Annotated in this window: 21 protein-coding genes; 10 read left to right on the top strand and 11 right to left on the bottom strand. The window is 61.6% G+C overall.

Translation table 11 applies throughout. The annotated features are described in order from the left end of the window. Window positions 1-134: 134 nt before the first annotated feature. Window positions 135-755: a 16S rRNA (guanine(966)-N(2))-methyltransferase gene (gene rsmD / locus ACJ8IN_RS17655; protein ID WP_033636678.1), complete on the top strand. Its 621-nt coding sequence runs from the start codon at window positions 135-137 to the stop codon at window positions 753-755. After that, a complete protein-coding gene (locus ACJ8IN_RS17650; protein ID WP_004934327.1) occupies window positions 745-1,017 on the top strand; it encodes a DUF1145 family protein in 273 nt (90 codons plus the stop codon). Before rsmD ends, ACJ8IN_RS17650 begins: the two co-directional genes overlap by 11 nt. A gap of 3 nt (window positions 1,018-1,020) precedes the next feature. On the opposite strand, the gene ACJ8IN_RS17645 is transcribed toward ACJ8IN_RS17650, so the two are convergent. Further along, on the bottom strand, window positions 1,021-1,377 hold the full coding sequence (locus ACJ8IN_RS17645) for a DUF2500 domain-containing protein (protein WP_047569794.1): 357 nt from the start codon (window positions 1,375-1,377) through the stop codon (window positions 1,021-1,023). 159 nt (window positions 1,378-1,536) lie between these two features. On the opposite strand from ACJ8IN_RS17645, the gene ACJ8IN_RS17640 reads away from it, so the two are divergent. Beyond that, complete coding sequence (locus ACJ8IN_RS17640) at window positions 1,537-2,163, top strand: lysoplasmalogenase (RefSeq protein WP_033636676.1); 627 nt, start codon at window positions 1,537-1,539, stop codon at window positions 2,161-2,163. A gap of 42 nt (window positions 2,164-2,205) precedes the next feature. Here the strand turns inward: ACJ8IN_RS17640 and ACJ8IN_RS17635 are convergent, their stop codons facing one another. Continuing rightward, on the bottom strand, window positions 2,206-2,583 hold the full coding sequence (locus tag ACJ8IN_RS17635; protein ID WP_060428398.1) for an AprI/Inh family metalloprotease inhibitor: 378 nt from the start codon (window positions 2,581-2,583) through the stop codon (window positions 2,206-2,208). A 55-nt stretch (window positions 2,584-2,638) separates the two neighbouring features. After that, window positions 2,639-4,102, bottom strand: coding sequence for a serralysin family metalloprotease (locus ACJ8IN_RS17630; RefSeq protein ID WP_033636674.1), 1,464 nt, complete (start codon window positions 4,100-4,102; stop codon window positions 2,639-2,641). A 681-nt stretch (window positions 4,103-4,783) separates the two neighbouring features. On the opposite strand from ACJ8IN_RS17630, the gene ACJ8IN_RS17625 reads away from it, so the two are divergent. After that, window positions 4,784-7,102 (top strand): zinc/cadmium/mercury/lead-transporting ATPase, encoded by a 2,319-nt coding sequence (locus ACJ8IN_RS17625; RefSeq protein ID WP_060424205.1) that lies wholly within the window; start codon window positions 4,784-4,786, stop codon window positions 7,100-7,102. 89 nt (window positions 7,103-7,191) lie between these two features. Here the strand turns inward: ACJ8IN_RS17625 and tusA are convergent, their stop codons facing one another. Further along, a complete protein-coding gene (gene tusA, locus ACJ8IN_RS17620) occupies window positions 7,192-7,437 on the bottom strand; it encodes a sulfurtransferase TusA (protein WP_025304890.1) in 246 nt (81 codons plus the stop codon). Window positions 7,438-7,657: 220 nt separating this feature from the next. On the opposite strand from tusA, the gene ACJ8IN_RS17615 reads away from it, so the two are divergent. From ACJ8IN_RS17615 to ACJ8IN_RS17605, 3 genes are all read left to right on the top strand, one after another. After that, window positions 7,658-8,317 (top strand): 7-cyano-7-deazaguanine/7-aminomethyl-7-deazaguanine transporter, encoded by a 660-nt coding sequence (locus ACJ8IN_RS17615; RefSeq protein ID WP_033636672.1) that lies wholly within the window; start codon window positions 7,658-7,660, stop codon window positions 8,315-8,317. A 41-nt stretch (window positions 8,318-8,358) separates the two neighbouring features. Beyond that, window positions 8,359-8,793, top strand: a complete 435-nt coding sequence (locus ACJ8IN_RS17610; protein WP_308325340.1) for a GNAT family N-acetyltransferase — start codon at window positions 8,359-8,361, stop codon at window positions 8,791-8,793. A gap of 80 nt (window positions 8,794-8,873) precedes the next feature. Next, window positions 8,874-9,437, top strand: a complete 564-nt coding sequence (locus ACJ8IN_RS17605) for a DcrB family lipoprotein (protein WP_308325339.1) — start codon at window positions 8,874-8,876, stop codon at window positions 9,435-9,437. Between the two features lie 35 nt (window positions 9,438-9,472). Here the strand turns inward: ACJ8IN_RS17605 and glpC are convergent, their stop codons facing one another. From glpC to glpA, 3 genes are read right to left on the bottom strand one after another with little or no spacing between them, the layout of a single operon-like run. Next, window positions 9,473-10,672 (bottom strand): anaerobic glycerol-3-phosphate dehydrogenase subunit GlpC, encoded by a 1,200-nt coding sequence (glpC, locus tag ACJ8IN_RS17600; protein WP_308325338.1) that lies wholly within the window; start codon window positions 10,670-10,672, stop codon window positions 9,473-9,475. Beyond that, on the bottom strand, window positions 10,669-11,937 hold the full coding sequence (glpB, locus tag ACJ8IN_RS17595) for a glycerol-3-phosphate dehydrogenase subunit GlpB (protein ID WP_060423407.1): 1,269 nt from the start codon (window positions 11,935-11,937) through the stop codon (window positions 10,669-10,671). Before glpB ends, glpC begins: the two co-directional genes overlap by 4 nt. Beyond that, on the bottom strand, window positions 11,927-13,576 hold the full coding sequence (glpA, locus tag ACJ8IN_RS17590; RefSeq protein WP_033636664.1) for an anaerobic glycerol-3-phosphate dehydrogenase subunit A: 1,650 nt from the start codon (window positions 13,574-13,576) through the stop codon (window positions 11,927-11,929). Before glpA ends, glpB begins: the two co-directional genes overlap by 11 nt. A gap of 364 nt (window positions 13,577-13,940) precedes the next feature. Here glpA and glpT point away from each other — a divergent pair, with 364 nt between their 5' ends. Continuing rightward, window positions 13,941-15,296, top strand: a complete 1,356-nt coding sequence (glpT, locus tag ACJ8IN_RS17585; protein WP_033636663.1) for a glycerol-3-phosphate transporter — start codon at window positions 13,941-13,943, stop codon at window positions 15,294-15,296. Window positions 15,297-15,378: 82 nt separating this feature from the next. Continuing rightward, complete coding sequence (gene glpQ, locus ACJ8IN_RS17580; protein WP_019452531.1) at window positions 15,379-16,458, top strand: glycerophosphodiester phosphodiesterase; 1,080 nt, start codon at window positions 15,379-15,381, stop codon at window positions 16,456-16,458. A gap of 54 nt (window positions 16,459-16,512) precedes the next feature. Here glpQ and yigL read toward each other — a convergent pair whose 3' ends face one another. Further along, window positions 16,513-17,310, bottom strand: coding sequence for a sugar/pyridoxal phosphate phosphatase YigL (gene yigL / locus ACJ8IN_RS17575; RefSeq protein WP_033636660.1), 798 nt, complete (start codon window positions 17,308-17,310; stop codon window positions 16,513-16,515). Between the two features lie 4 nt (window positions 17,311-17,314). Then, on the bottom strand, window positions 17,315-18,358 hold the full coding sequence (pldB, locus tag ACJ8IN_RS17570; RefSeq protein WP_033654016.1) for a lysophospholipase L2: 1,044 nt from the start codon (window positions 18,356-18,358) through the stop codon (window positions 17,315-17,317). Between the two features lie 148 nt (window positions 18,359-18,506). Between pldB and rhtB the strand changes: the two genes are divergently transcribed. Next, window positions 18,507-19,127: a homoserine/homoserine lactone efflux protein gene (rhtB, locus tag ACJ8IN_RS17565; RefSeq protein WP_025304879.1), complete on the top strand. Its 621-nt coding sequence runs from the start codon at window positions 18,507-18,509 to the stop codon at window positions 19,125-19,127. 47 nt (window positions 19,128-19,174) lie between these two features. Here the strand turns inward: rhtB and rhtC are convergent, their stop codons facing one another. Together rhtC and recQ are read right to left on the bottom strand one after the other, a co-directional pair. Beyond that, on the bottom strand, window positions 19,175-19,795 hold the full coding sequence (rhtC, locus tag ACJ8IN_RS17560) for a threonine export protein RhtC (RefSeq protein WP_016929486.1): 621 nt from the start codon (window positions 19,793-19,795) through the stop codon (window positions 19,175-19,177). A 12-nt stretch (window positions 19,796-19,807) separates the two neighbouring features. Continuing rightward, window positions 19,808-21,640, bottom strand: a complete 1,833-nt coding sequence (recQ, locus tag ACJ8IN_RS17555) for an ATP-dependent DNA helicase RecQ (protein ID WP_033636658.1) — start codon at window positions 21,638-21,640, stop codon at window positions 19,808-19,810. Window positions 21,641-21,645 lie beyond the last annotated feature (5 nt).

The raw sequence follows: 21,645 nt of genomic DNA, 5'->3' as shown, positions 1-21,645 counted from the left end.
TCCGGCATGCTTTCCGGTGTGAAATCAGACAACAAAGTTTTACCGTTCCCCCCGAAGCCCGTCACCGGTAGAATAGGGGCAACTTTTCGTTAACCTCTACGGCTCCGCGCCGCAAAAGAAATCAAACAACGCTTATGACAAGACTCTCGCCACGGGCGGCGGCCAAAAAACCGCCCCAGGCCGCAGCCGGACAGATCCGCATCATCGGCGGCCAATGGCGCGGTCGCAAGCTTCCGGTGCCGAACAGCCCGGGGCTGCGCCCCACCACCGATCGGGTGCGCGAAACCCTGTTCAACTGGCTGGCGCCGGTGATTCAGGGCGCGCGCTGCCTGGACTGTTTCGCCGGCAGCGGCGCATTAGGGCTGGAAGCGCTGTCGCGCTACGCCGGCAGCGCCACGCTGTTGGAATTCGAACGGCCGGTGGCGCAGCAGCTGGAAAAAAATCTGGCGCTGCTGCAGGGCAAGGGGGTGGTTATCAACACCAACGCGCTGAGCTGGCTGGCGGGCGAGGGCCAACCGTTCGACGTGGTGTTCCTCGATCCGCCGTTTCGCAAAGGCCTGCTGGCGGAGACCGCATTGCTGCTGGAGCAGCGTGGCTGGCTGGCCGACGAGGCCTGGATCTATGTAGAAGCCGAGGCGGAAAGCGCCGCGGCGGACGTGCCTGCCAGCTGGCAGCTGCACCGGGAGAAGGTCGCCGGCCAGGTGGCCTATCGCCTTTATATTCGTTCGCAAGAGAAAACCGACCATGCTGATTAATCTGGGCCGCCTGCTGATGCTGTGCGTGTGGGGCTTCCTGCTCTCTAACCTGTTCCATCCTTTTCCCAAGCCGCTGAAGTATTTCATCGACGTGGCGCTGTTCTTTATGGTGGTGATGCACGGCCTGCAGCTGGTGCTGTTGAAATCCACCCAGCCGAAGGATCAGCCAATCAGCTACTGGCAAGAAGCCAAGATCTTTATCTTTGGCGTGTTCGAGCTGCTGGCCTGGCAAAAGAAACAGCCGCCCATCAAGAAGAAATGACCGCTACGGCTGAACGCTGAAAGAGACGAAGCGCGTGCCCTGCATGTTCAACGTGCCCTGCGCGCCTTTTTCTATCGGGTTGTATTGCCACTGTTTCAGCCGAAGCGTGATGTCTTCACCGCCCTGGTTCGGGCTGAACACTACCTCGTAATACATCGGCTCATTGACCAGCGGTTCGCGCTGCGGCGCGCGGGTTTTGGCGACCGGGAAGCTGCGCTTGTCGCTCACCGTCACCTGCAGACTGCGCATCGGCGCGCGATCGTTTTCCGCCTCCCGCTGGCGCTGCTTGAAGTAGCGTTGCGTGGCCAGCACGGCGATCAGCGCAATCACGGCGACAAAAAATAACGGTGGTTTGCTCATCGGTTTCCCATTTCCTTCACGGCCAAATCGGCGTAAACATAGCATTCTCAAGAAAGCATTGTCGATCGTCGGCAGGCTACCTACACTGAAATAAGAAGTGACATTGGTGACAGTTTGGAGCCGGTTGTTGCGGCTCCCTCATGCATAAGGAAGACATAAATGAGTTGGCCGTTCCTTGCCGTATTCTTTTCCGGTTGGCTGTTCGTCGACGCCTCATACCGTGGCCCGCGCTGGCAGCGCTGGGTGTTCAAACCCGTCACGCTGCTGCTGCTGTTGCTGTTGGCCTGGCAGGCGCCGGTGCTCGGCGCCGCGGGTTATCTGATCGTGCTCGGCCTGCTGGCGACGCTGATCGGCGACGCGCTGCTCCTGTTGCCGCGCGAGCGGGTGCTGTACGCCATCGGCGCCTTTTTCCTGTCCCATCTGCTGTATACCCTGAGCTTCGCCAGCCAGATGACGTTCAGCCTGTTCTGGCCGCTGCCGCTGGCGCTGCTGGCGATCGGCGCGTTGCTGCTGGCCACCCTTTGGACCCGGCTGGAAGAGATGCGCTGGCCGATCGTCACCTACGTGGCGATGACGCTGCTGATGGTCTGGCTGGCGGGCGAGCAATATTTCCTGCGCAGCACCGATTTCGGCTTCTCGCTGCTGACCGGCACCTCGCTGCTGCTGCTGGCCAACGTGGTTTGGCTGCTCAACCGCTACCGTTTCACCTTCCGCGCGGCGGACGCCATCGTGGCTTTCTGTTACTTCTCCGGCCACTTCCTGATCGTGCGTTCGCTCTACCTGTAACTATCTGCCGCGGGTTCGGCGCGCCGAACCCGTTTTTCATTATCAAGCCAGCGCTTTCAACGTCAGGGCATCATCGGCGCCCAGCTGATTGCGATACAGATCGCCGTCGCGCGAGAAGAACGCCAGCGTGCTGCCATCCGCCCGCAGCAGGGCGATGCCGTCCGGCGCCGGGCGCCAGCCCACCACCTCGGCCGCAAACACGCTTTGCAGACAACGTTGCCGATCCACCAGCTGATAGCCGTTGGTTTCACTTTGCTCATTCGCCAAAAACTCGATTTGGCATTGCCGCTCGCTGTCGGCCACCTGCCATTGCCCCGCCAGCGACTGCGCGGTCGGCAGCGCCAGGCTGCCGGCCATGACCGCACCCGTCACCATCATGCCGCCCGCCGCCAAAGCGGTGCGCGTTAAAGTACCTTTCATACCGGGCTCCCGCATCACGCCCGGCCGAGACTGCGCCGGGCGTTCCGTTGCTGTGTTACACGATAAAGTCAGTGGCGACGTCAACCTGGCCGACGATTTTCACCAGGAAGTCCGGCGCCTGATGGCCACCGATATTCACCGACAAATCGGTCACGTTGTTGGAAGCGTTGTAGCTCAGCAGCGCTTCACCGGCCGTGCCGCTGAAGTGATCGACGAAGTGAATGAAATCGCTGCTCTGCGCCTCTTTGTTGAAGAACGACAGGTCAATTTTGTCGATCCCTTTCTGGAAGTCGCGGATCCAGTCTGAAGCGCCCGGTGCGGAATCGCCGGCGGCAGAGAACACGAAGATGTCTTTGCCGGCACCGCCCCACAGCTCATCCGCCCCGCCGCCGCCGAACAGCACGTCGTTACCCGCGCCGCCTTTCAGCACGTTGTTGGCCGCGTTGCCGACGATCACGTCGTTGCCGGAACCGCCAATGGCGTTCTCGATGGTCACACCGGCGGCGATCGAGACGTTGCCCTTCAGGCCGCCCACGTCGGAGAACGATTTCTCGTTCAGATTGATGCGCTGGTTAGCGGTGTAACCGGAGAAATCGAAGGTATCGTTACCGCCCGCATCCCAGGCCGCAAAGATCACTTTCTGCGAGTTGCTGGTGGTGCTGAGGAAGTCGCGACCGGTGTTGGAGTTAAAGCCGTACACGGTGTCGCCGGTGCGGGTCGACAGGTTGGCGCCATACAGATGCTGAATGGCGGCAATGTCATCCAGCAGCGGAGCCGCGGCATAGTGGCCGCCATTGTCGCCACCGGTGTTGGTTTCACTCCAGTAGCTCATCAGGCTGAACTGGCGGGTATCCTCCGCATAGGTGACGTCGCGATAGGTCGGGTTACCCTCACCGGCGTTGTAGTCGCCCGGGTGGCTCAGGCCCAGCGCATGGCCAATCTCATGGGTGAACGTCTGACGGCCGTAGTCTTCGGTCGCCGGATGCTTCACGTTGGATTGGTTGACGTTGTACCAGGTCTGGCCGCCCAGATCCTGGCCCTGCCAAATGGTGTTCGGCAGGAAGGCGTAGGCCTGGGTGCCGTAATCATAGTGGCCGGGACGATCCTGGCTGTAGTTGCCGAAGGTGATGTTGGCCTTTTGTCCGGCCGCCACTTCGGTGAAGGTGATATTGGCGACGTCGGCCCAGGACTGCAACGACAGCTTAGCCTGCTGCTGCTGTTCCGCGCTGAACTTGCTCAGCCCGGTGTCGCCGGCGACGTTGGTGGAAGAGAACTTATAGTCCGGGAAGGAGAAGGTTAATTTGACCGGCTGGCCAAATACCTTGTAACCGTTCCAGGTTTGGTTCTCACGGGTAATAAACAGCCCAGCTTGCTCGTTAGAAAATGAATCCTTGCCATTAATCTGAATCCCGTTGCCCCGCTCATGATAATGCAGCAGGTCGTCTACAGCATCGTAGCCAGTTGTCGCGGCCGCAAGGCTGGATTCAGTAATTTCAATTGCCTTTTTAGTAGATTGCATTGGTTCGATTCCACTCATTACCTGATTGATATCAATCAGACAGATAGACATAACCTCCCCGTAAGCCACGGTTAATGAACCTCAGGCTTGCTGGAAGGGGCTTATGCGCCGTTGCCGGCAGTGTGTTAGGTAGAATTAATGCATATATATCAGCAAATAAGATCACCATTAAAAATGGTAATCGATTCCAATTATAGGCAGGGTCGCAAAACTGCACATAAAATAATCAACCATTTATTATCGCAACGAAAGTTTGTTATGCTGCTTCTTTGGCTTCTTTACAAAACAAATGAAACCTGATGAGGAGAAGTTGGCACCAAACTTCAATAGCAATGCGGCCTGCAGACTCAAGCGAATCATGCTGGCTTTCCCCAGGGTAAAAGGTAAATTTTGCTAAAGCGTTATAGATTAATAACTCTTTATTATTAGGTCGGGCGATTTTTTAGTTTCTATAGGAATATTATTTTCTTATTTAAACTATCGGCGGCGAGCCTGTTTCCCCAAATAGGGGATAAGAAAAGCCGATAGATTAAAATTCGCATTATTCATTATTGAATGAATCCCCCTTTCTACGCTTGAACGCCGTTAGCAATAATTCTCATCCGGCGCTTGACTCTGGAGTGGACTCCAAGGTGTAGAGTCAACTGAGCAAACCCGTTTAACAGCCCGAAGGGGGACGTTATGCACAATCAGCAAAACCTTAATCATCAGGAACATCACCACGCCGAAGGCGGATGCGGCTGCAACCACAGCCACAGCAAAACGCAGCATGGCTGCAGCAGCGAACCGAAAAACGCCGCCGCGCAGGCCGAACAGGCCCACCATCATCACGATCATGGCGATAGCGGCTGCTGCGCCGCCACGCCCGACGATCCGGACGAGGAAAGCGACAGGCTGGCTGCCGCTCCCCCTTCCGGCAGCCAACGTTTCAGTTGGAAAGTCACCGGCATGGACTGCCCCAGCTGCGCCAAGAAAATCGAAAATGCCGTCACCGCACTCCCCGGCGTCGACAGCGCGCGGGTGCTGTTTGCGACCGAGAAACTGGTAGTCGACGCACAGTCCGACATCAGCCTGCGGATCCAGGACGCGGTCGCCCAGGCCGGCTTTACCCTGCTCGGCACTCAAAACGCCAAAGCCGCCGCGCCGAAAACCTCACGCTTCGGCGAATTCGCACCGCTGCTGCTGTTAACTACCCTGATGGTCGTCAGCTGGGTACTGGATCGGGTTAACCCGGAGCTGGGGCGCATCGCCTTTATCGCCACCACGCTGGTCGGATTGGCGCCGGTCGCCGCCAAGGCGCTGCGTTTGATCCGCTCCGGCACGCCATTCGCCATCGAAACGCTGATGAGCGTGGCGGCCATCGGCGCGCTGTTCATCGGCGCCACCGCCGAAGCGGCGATGGTGCTGCTGCTGTTTATGGTCGGCGAACTGCTGGAATCCTACGCCGCCAACCGCGCGCGACGCGGCGTGACGGCGCTGATGGAGCTGGTGCCGGAAGACGCGCTGCTGCTGCAAGGCACGGAACGCAAACGCGTGCCGGTCGCCAGCCTGCGCCCTGGCGACGTGATTGAAATCGCGCCCGGCGGGCGCCTGCCGGCCGACGCCGAGCTGCTCAATCCGTTCGCCAGCTTCGACGAAAGCGCCCTGACCGGCGAATCGGTGCCGGTCGAGCGCCAGCAGGGCGAGAAAGTGGCCGCCGGCAGCCTGTCCGTCGATCAGGCGGCGCAGATGAAGGTGATCTCCGAGCCCGGCAAAAACGCCATCGACCGCATTCTGCAGCTGATTGAAGAAGCCGAAGAGCGCCGCGCGCCGATCGAACGCTTCCTCGACCGGTTCAGCCGTTATTACACCCCGGCCATTATGCTGCTGGCCGTCGCGGTGATCCTGGTGCCGCCGCTGCTGTTCTCGCAGCCGTGGGATACCTGGATCTATCGCGGCCTGACGCTGCTGCTGATCGGCTGTCCGTGCGCGCTGGTGATCTCGACCCCGGCGGCCATTACATCCGGGCTGGCGGCCGCCACGCGGCGCGGCGCGCTGATTAAAGGCGGCGCGGCGCTGGAGCAACTGGGCCAGATACAAACCATCGCCTTCGATAAAACCGGCACCCTGACCGAAGGCAAGCCGACGGTGACCGACGTGCTGCCGATAGGCACACTCACCGAACAGCGGCTGCTGCAGCTTGCCGCCGCGGTGGAAGCCGGTTCACATCACCCGCTGGCGCAGGCGATTATCAATCGCGCCGCCGCAAGCGGGGCCGAGCTGCCGCTGGCGCAGGCGCGCCGCGCGCTGGCCGGCGTCGGCGTGGAAGGGATCGTGGACGGCAAGACCGTGCTGATCAGCGCGCCGGGCAAGCTGGCGCCTGGCCTGCTCGACGTTCAATGGCAGAGCAAGGTAGACAAGCTGGAAAACGCCGGTAAAACGGCGGTGGTGGTGCTGGAAGACGGCGCGCCCATCGGCTTGCTGGCGCTGCGCGACACGCTGCGCAGCGACGCCAAACAGGCGATAGCCGAACTGAACGCGCTGGGTATTCGCGGCGTGATGCTGACCGGCGACAACCCGCGCGCCGCCGCGGCGATCGCCGGCGAGCTGGGCCTCGACTATCGCGCTAGTCTGTTGCCGGAAGATAAGGTCAACGCGGTCACCGAGCTGAGCGAACTGCGCCCGACGGCGATGATCGGCGACGGCATCAACGACGCCCCGGCGATGAAAGCCTCCAGCATCGGCATCGCCATGGGCAGCGGCACCGACGTGGCATTGGAAACCGCCGACGCCGCCCTGACCCACAACCGGCTGCTGGGCGTCGCGGAGATGATTCGCATCTCGCGCGCCACCCACGCCAATATCCGGCAAAACATCACCATCGCGCTGGGGTTGAAAGGGATCTTCCTGATCACCAGCCTGCTGGGGCTGACCGGTTTGTGGCTGGCGGTGCTGGCAGACTCCGGCGCCACCGCGCTGGTCACCGCTAACGCGCTGCGGTTGTTGAGAAAGCGCAGCTGAGTTCGGAAACCAATACGGGCACGACATAGCGCGCCCGTTGTCATTTCGGGGAAAGGGACTTTTCCTTCATCAACACGACCGTGTCGCCGTTATACACCTTTACGCAGCAGATAACGGTATGGCGCCTGCTCGGTCTCCTGCGCCACCAGCGTGTGCTCCATAAAGCGGCAGAACCCCGGAATATCGCGGGTGGTGGCCGGATCGTCGGCGATAATCAGCAGCGTTTCGCCGTTGTCCATATGGCGCACGGTTTTGCGCACCATCATCACCGGTTCCGGGCAACGCAGGCCCAGCGCGTCGAGCGTCTGGTCTGCCTGGGCAAATAAGTCAGTCATGCAATTTTTCTCGTTCAAAAACGATCGGCGAACGCTCGCCGCATCTCATTAGCGCCTAGTTTACGCCGGTAGTTTTTCTGCGCAAGATGCGTTAACGTTTGCGTTAAATTTAACCATTGCATTGGTTGCGCAAACGCGTATCATGCCGCCGCGCAGCGTTTTTTGCTGTTTTGACAAGACACACTGGGTTCCCTCACCCCACTGCTAAAAAGGCTACAATATGTATTCGTTTACCGCACAGCAGCGCTTCACGGCGTTGGTCTGGCTTTCGCTGTTTCATATCGCCATCATTACCTCCAGCAACTACCTGGTGCAGCTGCCGATCACCGTTTTCGGCTTCCATACCACCTGGGGCGCCTTTACCTTCCCGTTTATCTTCCTCGCGACCGATCTGACCGTGCGCATCTTCGGCGCGCCGCTGGCGCGGCGGATTATCCTGGCGGTGATGGTGCCGGCGCTGTTCATCTCCTACGTGATCTCCACCGTCACCTATCAGGGAGAATGGCAGGGCTTCGCGGCGCTGGGCAGTTTTAACCTGTTCGTGGCGCGTATCGCCGTCGCCAGCTTTATGGCCTACGTGCTCGGCCAGATCCTCGACGTTCACGTCTTCAACCGCCTGCGCCAACGCAGCGCCTGGTGGGTGGCGCCGGCGGCGGCGATGTTCTTCGGCAATATCAGCGATACGCTGGCGTTCTTCTTCATCGCCTTCTACAAGAGCAGCGATCCCTTCATGGCCAACAACTGGGTGGAGATCGCGCTGGTGGATTACAGCTTCAAGGTGATGATCTGCCTGCTGTTCTTCCTGCCGATGTACGGCGTGTTGCTGAACATGCTGCTCAAACGCATCGCGGCGCGCAGCGGCAGCCTGCAGCCGGGCTGAGCCGTGTTATTCTGGGCGGCCCTATCCTTTGGAGGCCGCCCATGATCCCAATCGTCCGCACCGCCACGCTCGAAGAAATCCACCGCCTTTACCAACGCATCCCCGAATTCGGCGGCCTGCATAGCCTGTCCGATCTGCAGCGGCGCATCGGCGGTGCCTCCGCCAGCCTGTTGATCGCCGACATCGACGGCCAGCCGGCCGGTTTCAAACTCGGTTATCAACAGCGGGAAACGGTGTTTTACAGCTGGCTGGGCGGCGTGCTGCCGGCATTTCGTCGCCACGGCGTGGCGCAGGCCTTGTTGGCCGAACAGGAGCGCTGGGCGCAGGCGCAGGGCTATCGCCAACTGACAGTCAAAACCCGTAACCGGTTCCGCGCCATGCTGACGATGCTGCTCGCCCACCACTATCAGATTGTTCAGCTGGAAAAGAAAGGCGAAGTGGCTGATTATCGGCTATTACTGGAGAAAAACTTGTGACAACATCTGCCTTGCATTTCAGCCTGGAATAGGTTGCGATACGACAGTGAATCCCTACCGGAAAGGAAGAAGGAAGCCCGATGCGTAAAGTAGCGAAATTGATGGGTATCAGCCTGCTGGCGCTTGGCCTCGCGGCCTGCGACGGCGACACCAAAGACACCAAGGCAGCGTCTGACGGCGCGGCGGCCAGCGCGCCGGCCGGGCAGCAGGTCAGCCTGCTGGACGGTAAACTGGCGTTCACCCTGCCGGTCGGCATGGCGGATCAGAGCGGCAAGCTGGGCAACCAGGCCAACAACATGCATGTTTACGCAGACAGCACCGGCCAGCGCGCGGTGATCGTGATCCTGGGCGACAAGACCGCCGACAGCCTGGAGACCCTGGCCAAGCGCCTGGAGAATACCCAGCGCGCGCGTGACGCCAACCTGCAGGTGATCACCAACAAGGCGCTCGACGTCAACGGCGTGCCGCTGCGTCAGCTGGACAGCATCATCACCAGCAGCGGCGAAAAAGCCTATTCCTCCGTCCTGATCGGCTCGCTGAACAACAACATGCTGACCATTCAGGTGACGCTGCCGGCGGACAATCAGCAGCAGGCGCAGGCCGAAGCCGAAGGCATCATCTCCACCCTGAAGCTGAAGCAGTAATCCCACAGAGGGCCGGCTTGCCGGCCCTTTCGTTTTTATGCCAGCGCCTGCGCCAGCAGGGTGATCGGATGCTCGCAGCGCTTGCTGGTGGACATTTCTATCTGCCATTTGCAGGTCTCGCAGTCGGTCACTACCAGGTCCACCCCGCTCTCTTCGATCTGCCGGAACAGCGGCGCGCCGATGCCTTGCGAGGTGGCGTAGTTCTCCGATTTGAACCCGTAGGTGCCGGCGATGCCGCAGCACTGCGAATCCAGCACCACCAGCTCCAGTCCCGGTATCTGCTGCAGCAACTCCAGGGTGTAGGCGGTCCAGCCCATCTTCTCCATATGGCAAGGCGTGTGATAAGCCACCCGCAGCGGCGTGCGCTTCAGCGGCAGGCTGCGCCCCTGATTGATCAGGCGATAGAGATAGCGCGTCGCCAGCTCCACCCGATCGCGCACCGGGGTGGTGTCCACGTCCAGCAGATGAGGATATTCGTCGCGCAGGGTGAAGGTGCAGCTCGATGAGGTCGCCACCACCGGAATGCCGCGCTCAAGCACCGCTTCATGCAGCGACTCGGCGTTAACCCTGGCCTGCTTTTTGGCCTGCTCGATAAACCCGTTGGCGATCAGCGGCACGCCGCAGCATTTCTCGCGTTTCAGCAGCTGCACGCCGATATCCAGCGCGTTGAATACCCGGATCAAATCCTTGCCCAGCTGCGGATGGTTATAGTTGACGAAGCAGCCGTGGAAAAACGCCACCTGCTCGGCATAGCGCCGCTGAGCCTGCGCCTGTTGCCGGTACCAGCGGCGGAAGGTGCCGAACGAGTATTTCGGCAGTTCGCGACGGTGATCGATCTTCAGCGCCTTGTCCAACAGCTTGCGCACCGGTTTCAGCCCGGTGGCGGCGTTGACGATCGGCGCGAACGGCGTCGACAGCGAGCCCATGATATCGGTGTGGCTAAGGATGGCGTCGCGCAGCGTCGGCTTGCTCTGGGCGAAGTCGGCGCGAGCGCGCTGAATGATGTCGCCGATTTTGACGTCGGACGGGCAGGCCACTTCACAACGTTTGCAGTTGGTGCAGTATTTCAGCGCTTCGTCGTACAGCGCCGGATCTTTCAGCCGCAGCCGCTCGCCGTCCGGCCCCGCCTGTTTTGGCCCCGGATAGAGCGGGTTCACTTTGGCGACCGGACAATAGGTGGTGCAGACGGTGCATTTGATGCAGCTTTCAAAGCTGTGGTCCTGATGCAGGCTCATGCGTTTTCCTCCGCGGCGATCTGCTGCGCGACGTGCAGCGCACCGATCAATGACACGCCGGCGCCGCAGCCTTGCTGCAGCGGATCGTAGCCGCCGGCGACCGCGCCGATGGCGTACAGATTGTCGAACGGCATGCCCTGCTTCATCGCCCGCAGCCTGCCGTCGGTGCGCACGCCAAATTGCAGATAAGGCTGCGGCGCGAACAGCTCGCGCCGGCTCCAGTCGGCGCGATCCGCGCGGCTGTGTACGTCCAGCCCGAAGATCGGCTCGCGCACCCCGTCGAAATCCGCCACCAGCCCGTTGCTGAAGAAGCTGCCGCTGGCCAACACCACCTGCTGCGCCCGCAGCGGAATATCACCGTGGTTGCGGGTATACAGGCCCGTGACGCGGCCGGCTTCGCACTCGGCGCGCAGCACGCTGTCGCCGGGCATGAAAACGCCGCCCAGCTGTTGAAAACGCCGCCGCAGCGCCTGATGCAAGCGCATGCCGGGCACCGAAGGCGGCAGCGTCGGCAGCAGCCGGATCGGCTTGCCGACCGCATCCTGCAGCACCGCCAGCGACGCGTCGTCCTCCAATCCCAAACAGGCCGGCAGAAAGAGCGCGTCGGCTGCCCCCGCCAACCGCCGCAGTTCCTCGGCCATCGGCGGCAGACTTTCCATCAAATCCAGCACCCGGGCGATGTTTACCGCGCGGAACTCGCTGGGGTTATTGCGCAATCTGTCCAGCGCCGGCATGTGCAGATAGGCCACCTCAGTCTCTACGCCGAGCTCCCGGCTCAGAGAGTCGGCGGCCATTTGCGGCTGGAAATCGAGGAAGCCTTCGATGCCGATCACCGCAATGCGCCGCCACGGCAGTTGGCCGGTCAGCGGCAGCGTCGGGATCGCCTGCGGGCTGAGCCAGGTGGCGCGACGCGTGCCGAGCGGCGTAATGCGCAGATGGTTGTTGGTGCCCTCGCCCTGCAGGTTCAGCCCGCAGCGCTCCAACAGCCGCTGCGCGGCGGCGGACAGCGTCGCCACCCGGCCGGGCCCGATCAGGGCATACGGATGCTGCGGCGCCTGCTGCGCCAGCTGCGGTAGCGCCGCCAGCGGCATCTCGACCGGCGTGCCGTCCGGCAATCTCGCCAGCAGGTCGAGCGAGCCGGAGGAGAAGTAGAGCGCGCTCTGGCCGGAACTGACCACCGCACAGCGCTTGCCCTGTTCGGCCACGGCAATGGCGCAGCTCAGGCCCGCCAGGCCGCCGCCAATCACCACTACGTCAAATCGCATCATCCGCCTCCTGCTCCTTGTCGGCCTGGGCCTCAAGCCCGCATAGCCCCTGGTAAACCCAGCTGGTAAATTCACTCTCGCGCAGCGCATCGCCCCAGGCGATCGGCCGTACGCCTTTCCACCGTTCGTTGAGGAATTGCGACAGCTGCGCGATGGATTGCTGCGGCGTGCTGACGTTAAAGCGCGTCAACAGCCCGGCGGCGCGGCAGGCGCAGAGTTCGCCCTGGCAGGTGCCCATGCCGACGCGGGTGCGGCGGCGCAGATCCACCAGGTTATTGACGGTCAGCGAGTTGACCGCATAGCGCACTTCCCCGGCGGTCACCGCCTCGCATTCGCACACCAGGCTGGTGTCGAGCCGATCGGCCGCCGGCACCTGGCTGGCGCGGTCGCCGTGGCGGTAAATTGCCGAGCCGCGAATGCTGGCGGGCAGAGAAACCACGCTGCGCACCGTCTCCTCCGCCGACTGGCGGGAGCCGGGCAACGCATCCTGCGCGGTGGTGCACGGGCGGTTTACGCCAAGCTTTTCGCACACCTTGTCGGTGGCCCACTCCGCCATCAGGCGGTAGGTCATCAGCTTGCCGCCGGTGATGGTGATAAACCCTTCCAGCCCGTCGCGGGCGGCGTGATCGAGCAGCACGATGCCACGGCTGACGTTGCGCCCGCTGGGGTCGTCGTCGCTGGCCACCAGCGGCCGTACCCCGGCGTAGGCGCGCAGAATGCGGGTCTGCGCCAGGGTGGGCGCCAACAGCGCCCCCTCGCGGATCAGAATGTCCACTTCCTGCGGGGTCACCAGCATGTTGTCAATTTGGTCGTAGTCGATATGGGTCGAGGTGGTGCCGATCAGCGAGATGGTGTCGCCCGGCACCAGGATGTCGGCGTCCGCCGGTTTGCGGCAGCGGTTGATCACCATGTTGTTGATGCGGTGGCCGAGGATCAGCAGCGCCCCCTTGGCCGGGAACATGCGGATGCGCAAATCGGCGTATTCGGCGATCTGCTGGCCCCAGATGCCGGCGGCGTTGACCACCACCGGCGCATGCAGCGCATAGCGCCGCTGATTCTGATGGTCGTAAACGCGCACGCCCGTCACCCGATCGCCGCTGCGCAACAATCCCACCACCTGGTGGTAGGTCAGGATCTGCGCGCCATGTTCGCGCGCGTCCAACATGTTGGCGGCGGTCAGCCGGAAGGGATCGACGGTGCCGTCCGGCACGCGCACCGCGCCGATCAGCGCCGGGTTAGCCGCCGGCTCCAGCCGCAGCGCCAGCTGCGGGTCGATCGCTTCGGCGTCGATGTCGGCCTGGCGACAGGCGGCGATAAACTGTTGCTGATAGTCCAGCGAGTCCTGCGGCAGGGTGATGAACAGCCCATCGGTGCGCTCGATGCAGTGGTGGGCGATGCGTTTCAGGATGCGGTTCTCTTCGATGCACTCGCGCGCCGACTCGCCGTCGGTCACCGCATAGCGCGCGCCGCTGTGCAGCAAACCGTGGTTGCGGCCGGTGGCGCCGGTGGCGATGTCGTGGCGCTCCAGCAAAATGCAGCGCAAGCCGCGCCGCGCGCAGTCGCGGGCGATGCCTGCGCCGGTGGCGCCGCCGCCGATGATGATCACATCCGTTTCGCCGCCGTCAAAATAGCTGCTCATGTCGCTCCCTCAGGATCGGTAGTTATGAGCCTATTGAGCCACGGTTATAAGGGTCTTTGTTTGATAAGGAACAATAACGAACATCAAACGAAATAAAAATGTCCACAAAAAACCATCAATGTGATCATAATCACGATTTTTGGACGTTTTTCTATTTCATAACGTTAACGAATCGCTCAAAATCCGCCGTGGTTTCATAAAAGTGTAACAATTGCGCCATTCGTCACAGCGACACCAGGCGTATTTGACGACAATGGCGCTCGTTATGGAACACAAAAACACCACATTCGATATCCGCTCAATCATCAAATGAACGTAAAAGGTCATATTGATGTGATAACAGATAAAGCCATCGGAGGCGCTCATGTTGAGTATTTTTAAGCCGGCCGCACACATCGCCCGTGTGCCGAGCGATAAGGTAGACCCGCTCTACCGTAAGCTGCGCTGGCAAATTTTCCTGGGGATCTTCTTCGGTTACGCCGCTTACTATCTGGTGCGTAAGAACTTCACCCTGGCCATGCCTTACCTGATCGAACAAGGCTTCAGCCGCGGTGACCTCGGCTTCGCGCTGTCGGGCATTTCCATCGCCTACGGCTTCTCCAAATTCATCATGGGTTCGGTCTCCGACCGTTCCAACCCGCGAGTGTTCCTGCCTGCCGGCCTGATCCTGGCGGCGGCGGTGATGTTGTTCATGGGCTTCGTGCCGTGGGCCACCTCCAGCATCGCCATCATGTTCGTCCTGCTGTTCCTGTGCGGCTGGTTCCAGGGCATGGGTTGGCCGCCGTGCGGCCGCACCATGGTGCACTGGTGGTCGCAGAAAGAACGCGGCGGCATCGTCTCCATCTGGAACTGCGCCCACAACGTGGGTGGCGGCCTGCCGCCGCTGCTGTTCCTGCTGGGTATGGCCTGGTTCAACGACTGGCACGCGGCGCTGTACATGCCGGCCTTCGGCGCCATCCTGGTGGCTCTGATCGCCTTCGGCCTGATGCGCGACACCCCGCAATCCTGCGGCCTGCCGCCGATTGAAGAGTACAAAAACGACTATCCGGACGACTACAGCGAAAAAGACGAAGAAGAGCTGACCGCCAAACAGATCTTCATGCAGTACATCCTGCCGAACAAGCTGCTGTGGTACATCGCGGTCGCCAACGTGTTCGTCTATCTGCTGCGTTACGGCATTCTGGACTGGTCGCCGACCTACCTGAAAGAAGTGAAGCACTTCGCGCTGGACAAGTCTTCCTGGGCCTACTTCCTGTATGAATACGCCGGTATCCCGGGCACCCTGCTGTGCGGCTGGATGTCGGACAAAGTGTTCAAAGGCAACCGCGGCGCCACCGGCGTGTTCTTCATGACGCTGGTGACCATCGCCACCGTGGTGTTCTGGATGAACCCGCCGGGCAACCCGACCGTGGACATGATCTGTATGCTGGTCATCGGCTTCCTGATCTACGGCCCGGTGATGCTGATCGGCCTGCACGCGCTGGAGCTGGCGCCGAAGAAAGCCGCCGGCACCGCCGCGGGCTTCACCGGCCTGTTCGGCTACCTGGGCGGCTCGGTCGCGGCCAGCGCCATCGTTGGCTATACCGTAGACTTCTTCGGTTGGGACGGCGGCTTCATGGTGATGATCGGCGGCGGCGTGCTGGCGGTTATCCTGCTGCTGCTGACCATGCTGAACGAAAAGAAACACCACGCGGAAATCGCTGCCGGCAAACGCGGCTAACCGTCACACGACTTTTGCATGATTTAAAGGCCGCCCTGCGGCCTTTTTACTACCCTGCCCCCAACAACACGGAGAAAACGGAATGCGGACTCAAGTCAAAGCCCTGCTGACAGGGATCATTCTCGCTACCTCAATGGTCAGCGCCGCGCAGGCGGCGGACAAAGTGGTGATCGCCCACCGCGGCGCCAGCGGCTACCTGCCGGAACACACCCTGCCGGCGAAGGCAATGGCCTACGCGCAGGGCGCCGATTACCTCGAACAAGATCTGGTGATGACCAAAGACAACGAGCTGGTGGTGCTGCACGACCATTACCTCGATCGCGTCACCGACGTCGCCGAACGCTTCCCGGACCGCGCGCGCAAGGACGGCCGTTATTACGCCATCGACTTTACGCTGGCGGAGATCAAATCGCTGAAATTTACCGAAGGGTTTGAAATCGAAAACGGCAAGAAGGTACAGGGCTATCCTGGCCGCTTCCCGATGGGCAAATCCGACTTCCGCGTACACACCTTCCAGGAAGAGATCGAGTTCGTGCAGGGTCTGAACCATTCGACCGGCAAGAACATCGGCATCTACCCTGAAATCAAGGCGCCGTGGTTCCACAAACAAGAAGGCAAGGACATCTCCAGCAAAGTGCTGGCGGTGCTCAAGCAATACGGCTACACCGGCAAAAACGACAACGTATACCTGCAGTGCTTCGACGCCAACGAGCTCAAACGCATCAAGAACGAGCTGGAGCCGAAGCTGGGCATGGATCTGAAGCTGGTGCAGCTGATCGCCTATAACGACTGGCAGGAAACCTACGAGCAGAAAGCCGACGGCAAATGGGTGGAGTACGACTACGACTGGATGTTCAAGCCGGGCGCGATGAAGAAAATCGCTCAATATGCCGACGGCATCGGGCCGGACTACCACATGCTGGTGGTGGCGGATAAATCCAAGCCGGGCCACATCGTGCTGACCGACATGGTGAAAGAAGCGCACGCCAGCAAGCTGGCGGTGCATCCGTTCACCATCCGCGCCGATGCGCTGCCGAAGTACGTGACCGACGTGAACCAGCTGTATGACGTGATTTACAACCAGGCCGGCGTCGACGGCGTGTTCACCGACTTCCCGGACAAGGGCGTGCAGTTCCTGCAGAAGCAGGGCCAGCACAAGTAATGCCAAGGGCGCCGCAAGGCGCCCTTGTTATTTCCGAGAAACGCCCGGGTTATGTCAGAGGAACATCTTGCGCAGGTAGTGCGGCACCGCGTTATCGACGTTGGAGCCGATCACTTCCAGCTCCGGCAACATATCCTTCAAGCGCTGATGCGCGTCGCGCATGATGCAGCCCTTGCCGGCCATCGACAGCATCTCCAGATCGTTCATGCCGTCGCCGAAGGCGATGCACTCTTGCAGCGTATAGCCGATGATCTTGGCCACTTCTTCCAGCGCATGCCCTTTCGACACGCCGCCCGCCATCACTTCCAGGCAGGTCGGGAACGAGAAGCTGACGTTGACCCGATCGCCCCAGCGCGCGTTGATGGCGTCTTCCACCTGCAGCAGCCGCTCGTGATCTTCGCAGGTGAAGTAGACCTTGCAGACGCCGTCGGTTTCCAGCAGGCCCGGTTCGAACAGCTGGTATTTGAACACCGACTCCTGGAAGAATTCTTCCTGCTCCGGGCTTTCGCGGTTGGTAAACCAATCGTCGTTGCGGTAGACGTTGGTGGTGATCTCCGGATCGTCGTGCAGCATGCCGTACAGATCGCGGGCGATATCCTCGTCCAGGTTATGACTGAAAATCAGCTCGCCGGCGGTGTTGTGCACCCGCGCGCCGTTGGAGGTGATCATAAAGGCGCTGATCTCCAGGCTGTCGCGGATCTGCGCCACGTCGATATGGTGGCGGCCGGTGGCGAATACGAAATGCACGCCGCGCTGGGTCAGCAACTTCAGCGTTTCTTTGGCGTACGGCGACAGGGTATGGTCGGGAGACAGCAGCGTGCCATCTAAATCGGAAGCGACGACGTGATACATAGCGTTATGTTCTAACCTCTGATGGAGTTGTCGGCGGCAGCGCGCCGCCTAAGTGTTGAGCAAAGAAGCGCAGGATTGCGTTCAGTGCTTCGGCGCGCATCGCGTCCCGCTCGAACAGGATCTCATGGCGTGCGCCGTTGATAACCCACGGAAGCCCCCCTTCGCAAGGGCGCCCCGCGTCTGACAGAGCCTGACAAAAAGCCTGATGCGAACGGTTGTCGACGACTCGTTCTTCACCGGCTTGCAAAAGCAACAGCGGCGTTGTGATCGCCCCGGCCCGAGCGATAATCTGCCGGCCGGCGCGGATGCTCTCCCGCACCCAATGGTAGGTCGGCCCGCCCACCTGCAGCTCGGGGTAATCGGCGTAATAGCGCAGGCTGCGCCGGTAGCGTTCGCGGCTGTGGGTCAACACGTTGACCACATACGGCAGCGGCCGCCACTGGCCGGTGCCCACCGCGTAATAGTCGCGGATCGCCGGGCGGCTCTCCGCCCAGTCGAGAATGCGGTCGGCCAGCCAATCCGGCATCGGCAACTGGATGCCGAACATCGGCGCGCAAAACGCCGCCGCGTCGAACGCCTGCGGCCGGCGCTGCAGGAACTGCGCCAGGATCGCGCCGCCCATCGAATGCGCCAGCGCGAAGCGCTGCCGATAACCGCGCGATTCGACCTCGCGTTGCCAAAGCTGCTCGAAATCGTCCACGTAGTCGGCGAAGTTTACCACATGACCGCGGTGCGTATCCGCCAGTAAACGGCCGGAGCGCCCCTGGCCACGATGATCGACGATCACCACGTCGTAACCGCAGTGGAACAGATCGTAGGCCACCTCGGGGTATTTCACGTAGCTTTCGATGCGACCGGGGCTGACCACCACCACCCGCTGATGCCGCGCGGAACTGAAACGCACAAAGCGGATCGGCACGCCGTCCACGCCGCTGAACTCGCCCTCTTCCCGCAGCCGCCAGAAATCCAGCAGCGGCCCGGTGGCGAAGGCAGCGAACTGCGTTTCACGCGTTAACCAGTCATCGGAGCTGAGAGTGAACGAGGTCATCGAGAGCGTTTTCCCTGTGGGGCCGGCGGAAAATGTGACCGCTGGCACAAGAAATCATACTAGCGTATTGTGATTCAATTCTTACAAAAAACGGCGCCGCCTCGGCGCATTGTGGCACAAAACGACACTTTCAGGGAGCCGAAGAACCATGACCTTGGACTGGTGGTTAACCTATCTGCTGACCACGCTTATCCTCAGCCTGTCCCCCGGCTCAGGCGCCATCAACACCATGAGCACCGGCATCAGCCACGGCTATCGCGGCGCCGCCGCGTCGATCGCCGGGCTGCAGGTCGGGCTGAGCGCACACATCGTGCTGGTAGGCATCGGCCTCGGCGCGCTGATATCGCAATCGCTGCTGGCGTTCGAGCTGCTGAAATGGCTGGGCGCCGCCTACCTGGTGTGGCTCGGCATCCAGCAATGGCGCGCCGCCGGGGCGCTGGATCTGCATGCGCTGGCGGGCAGCATGCCGCGCCGCCGTCTGTTCCGCCGCGCGGTGCTGGTCAACCTGACCAACCCGAAAAGCATCGTGTTCCTCGCCGCGCTATTCCCGCAGTTCATTTTGCCCAATCAGCCGCAGGCCGAGCAGTATCTGGTGCTCGGCGTCACCACCGTGGTGGTGGATATTCTGGTGATGATCGGTTACGCCACCCTGGCGACGCGCATCGCCGGCTGGCTGAGAACGCCGCGCCAAATGCAGCTGCTCAACCGGGTATTCGGTTCGCTGTTCATTCTGGTGGCGGGGCTGCTGGCGACCGCCCGCAAGGCCTGAAAAAAAGGCCGGGCATCGCTGCTCGGCCTTGGGCATGTCACTGCCGATCAGCGGGTAAAGATCAGGTGTAACCCGAAGCCGGTGAACAGCACCCCCGCCACCCCGTCGATCCACTTGGCCAACCGCTGGTAGCCGCGGCGCATCGCCGGCAGCGCGAACACCACCGCCACCAGGCTGAACCAGACGAAGGTCTCGGCGACGATCAGCAGGAACAGCCCCCAGCGCGCCCCGGCGCCGACGCTGTCGCCGACGAACAGCGAGAACACGCTGCCGAAATAGATCACCGCTTTCGGGTTGGACAGATTGGTCAGGAAACCGCGAATAAAGCTGCGCCCGGCCTTCGGCAACGCCACCTGGGCTTCCGCCGCCGGCTGCGCTTGCTGCGCCCGCGCGGAACGCAGCAGCTGCCACCCCATCCAGCACAGGTAAATGCCGCCGCCGACCATGATGATCTGATGCAGCCAGGCCATCTTCTGCAGGATCAGATGCAGCCCCATCAACGCCACGCCGGCCCATACCACGATGCCGAGAGAAATGCCGACCACGCCCATCATCGCCTCGCGGCGCGAGCGGCTGGCAGCGGTTTGCGACACGAAAAAGAAGTCCGGCCCCGGGCTCATCAGCGCAATCAGATGCACCAGCGCCACGGTGAGAAACAGCATCAGCATGATTTATCGCCCTCAGTCTTCGTCATTGTCGAGATGGTCGCGGATCATCGCCATAAAGGGCGCGCCGAAACGCTCCAGTTTGCGCTGGCCGACGCCGTTGACGCTCAGCAGATCGCCGGCCTTGATCGGCATCTGTTCGGCCATTTCCAGCAGTGTGGCGTCGTTGAACACCACATACGGCGGAATGTTCTCTTCATCGGCAATCGATTTGCGCAGTTTTCGCAGCTTGGCGAACAGCTTGCGATCGTAATTGCCGCCGTAGGATTTCTGGTTGGCGCTACCGCGCGACTTCAGGCTCTGGATGCGCGGCACCGCCAGCTGCAGCGCCACCTCGCCGCGCAACACCGGGCGCGCCGCCTCGGTCAATTGCAGCGCCGAGTGCATGGCAATGTTCTGGGTGATAAAGCCCAGGTGGATCAGCTGACGCAGCACGCTGGTCCAGTGTTCGGTGGTTTGATCGCGGCCGATGCCGTACACCGGCAGCTTGTCGTGACCGTATTCGCGAATGCGTTGGTTGTTGGAACCGCGCAGCACTTCCACGATGTACCCCAGGCCGAAGCGCTGGCCGACGCGGTACACGCAGGACAGCGCCTTGCGCGCATCCTCCAGCCCGTCGTAGCGCTTGGGCGGATCGAGGCAGATGTCACAGTTGCCGCAGTTCTCGTGCTTGCCTTCGCCGAAGTAGTTGAGCAGCACCAGACGGCGGCAGGTTTGCGCCTCGGCGAACGCGCCCATGGCGTTCAGCTTGTGGCGTTCGATATCCAGCTGCTGTCCGGCGGGTTTTTCCTCCAGACAGCGGCGCAGCCAGGCCATGTCGGCCGGATCGTACAGCAGGATGGCTTCGGCCGGCAGACCGTCGCGCCCGGCGCGGCCGGTCTCCTGATAATAGGATTCGATATTGCGCGGAATGTCGAAATGCACCACGAAGCGCACGTTGGGTTTGTTGATGCCCATGCCGAAGGCGACGGTGGCCACCACCACCTGCAGATCGTCACGCTGAAACGCTTCCTGCACCTGCGCGCGGCGATCGTTGTCCAGCCCGGCGTGGTAGGCGCCGACGCTCAGCCCGCGGCTCTGCAGACGCGCGGCGGTGTCTTCCACCTTGGCGCGGCTGTTGCAATAGATAATGCCGCTCTTGCCGCGCTGATCCTGCACGAAGCGCCACAGCTGATCGAGCGGCTTGAATTTTTCCACCAGCGTGTAGCGGATGTTCGGCCGGTCGAAGCTGCTGACCTGCACCAGCGGATCCTGCAACGACAGCAGGCGCACGATATCGCCGCGGGTAGACTCGTCGGCGGTGGCGGTCAGCGCGATCACCGGCATCGACGGGAAGCGCTGTTTCAGCTGACCCAGCGCGCGATATTCCGGCCGGAAGTCATGGCCCCACTGCGAAATACAGTGCGCCTCATCCACCGCCAGCATCGCCGGCGGGCAGTGGTCGAGCAGGTTGAGGAAGCTTTCCATCATCAGCCGTTCCGGCGCGATGTACAGCATCTTAATGGTGCCGTTGCGGCAGCCGGCCATGACGTCCAGCTGCTCCTCGCGGGTTTGCGTCGAGTTGTAGCAGGCGGCGGAAACGCCGTAGGCCAACAGTTGGTCGACCTGGTCCTTCATCAGCGAGATCAGCGGGGAAACCACCAGGGTCAGGCCGTCCATCACCAGCGCCGGGATTTGGTAACACAGCGACTTGCCGCCGCCGGTCGGCATCACCACCAGGCAATCCTGCCCGCCGATCGCGGCGTTGATAATCGTTTGTTGGCCCGGACGGAATTGCTGGTAGCCGAAGGTATCGCGCAATACCTGCTCGGCCAGCAACTCTCTGTTAATCACTGCTGCGGTTGACACACACT

The sequence above is a fragment of the Serratia sp. CY31944 genome, from assembly GCF_052169175.1.
Taxonomy (GTDB): Bacteria; Pseudomonadota; Gammaproteobacteria; order Enterobacterales; family Enterobacteriaceae; genus Serratia; species Serratia sarumanii.
The sequence above is the reverse complement of the archived record's forward strand: the minus strand, read 5'-3'. Positions and strand labels throughout refer to the sequence as shown.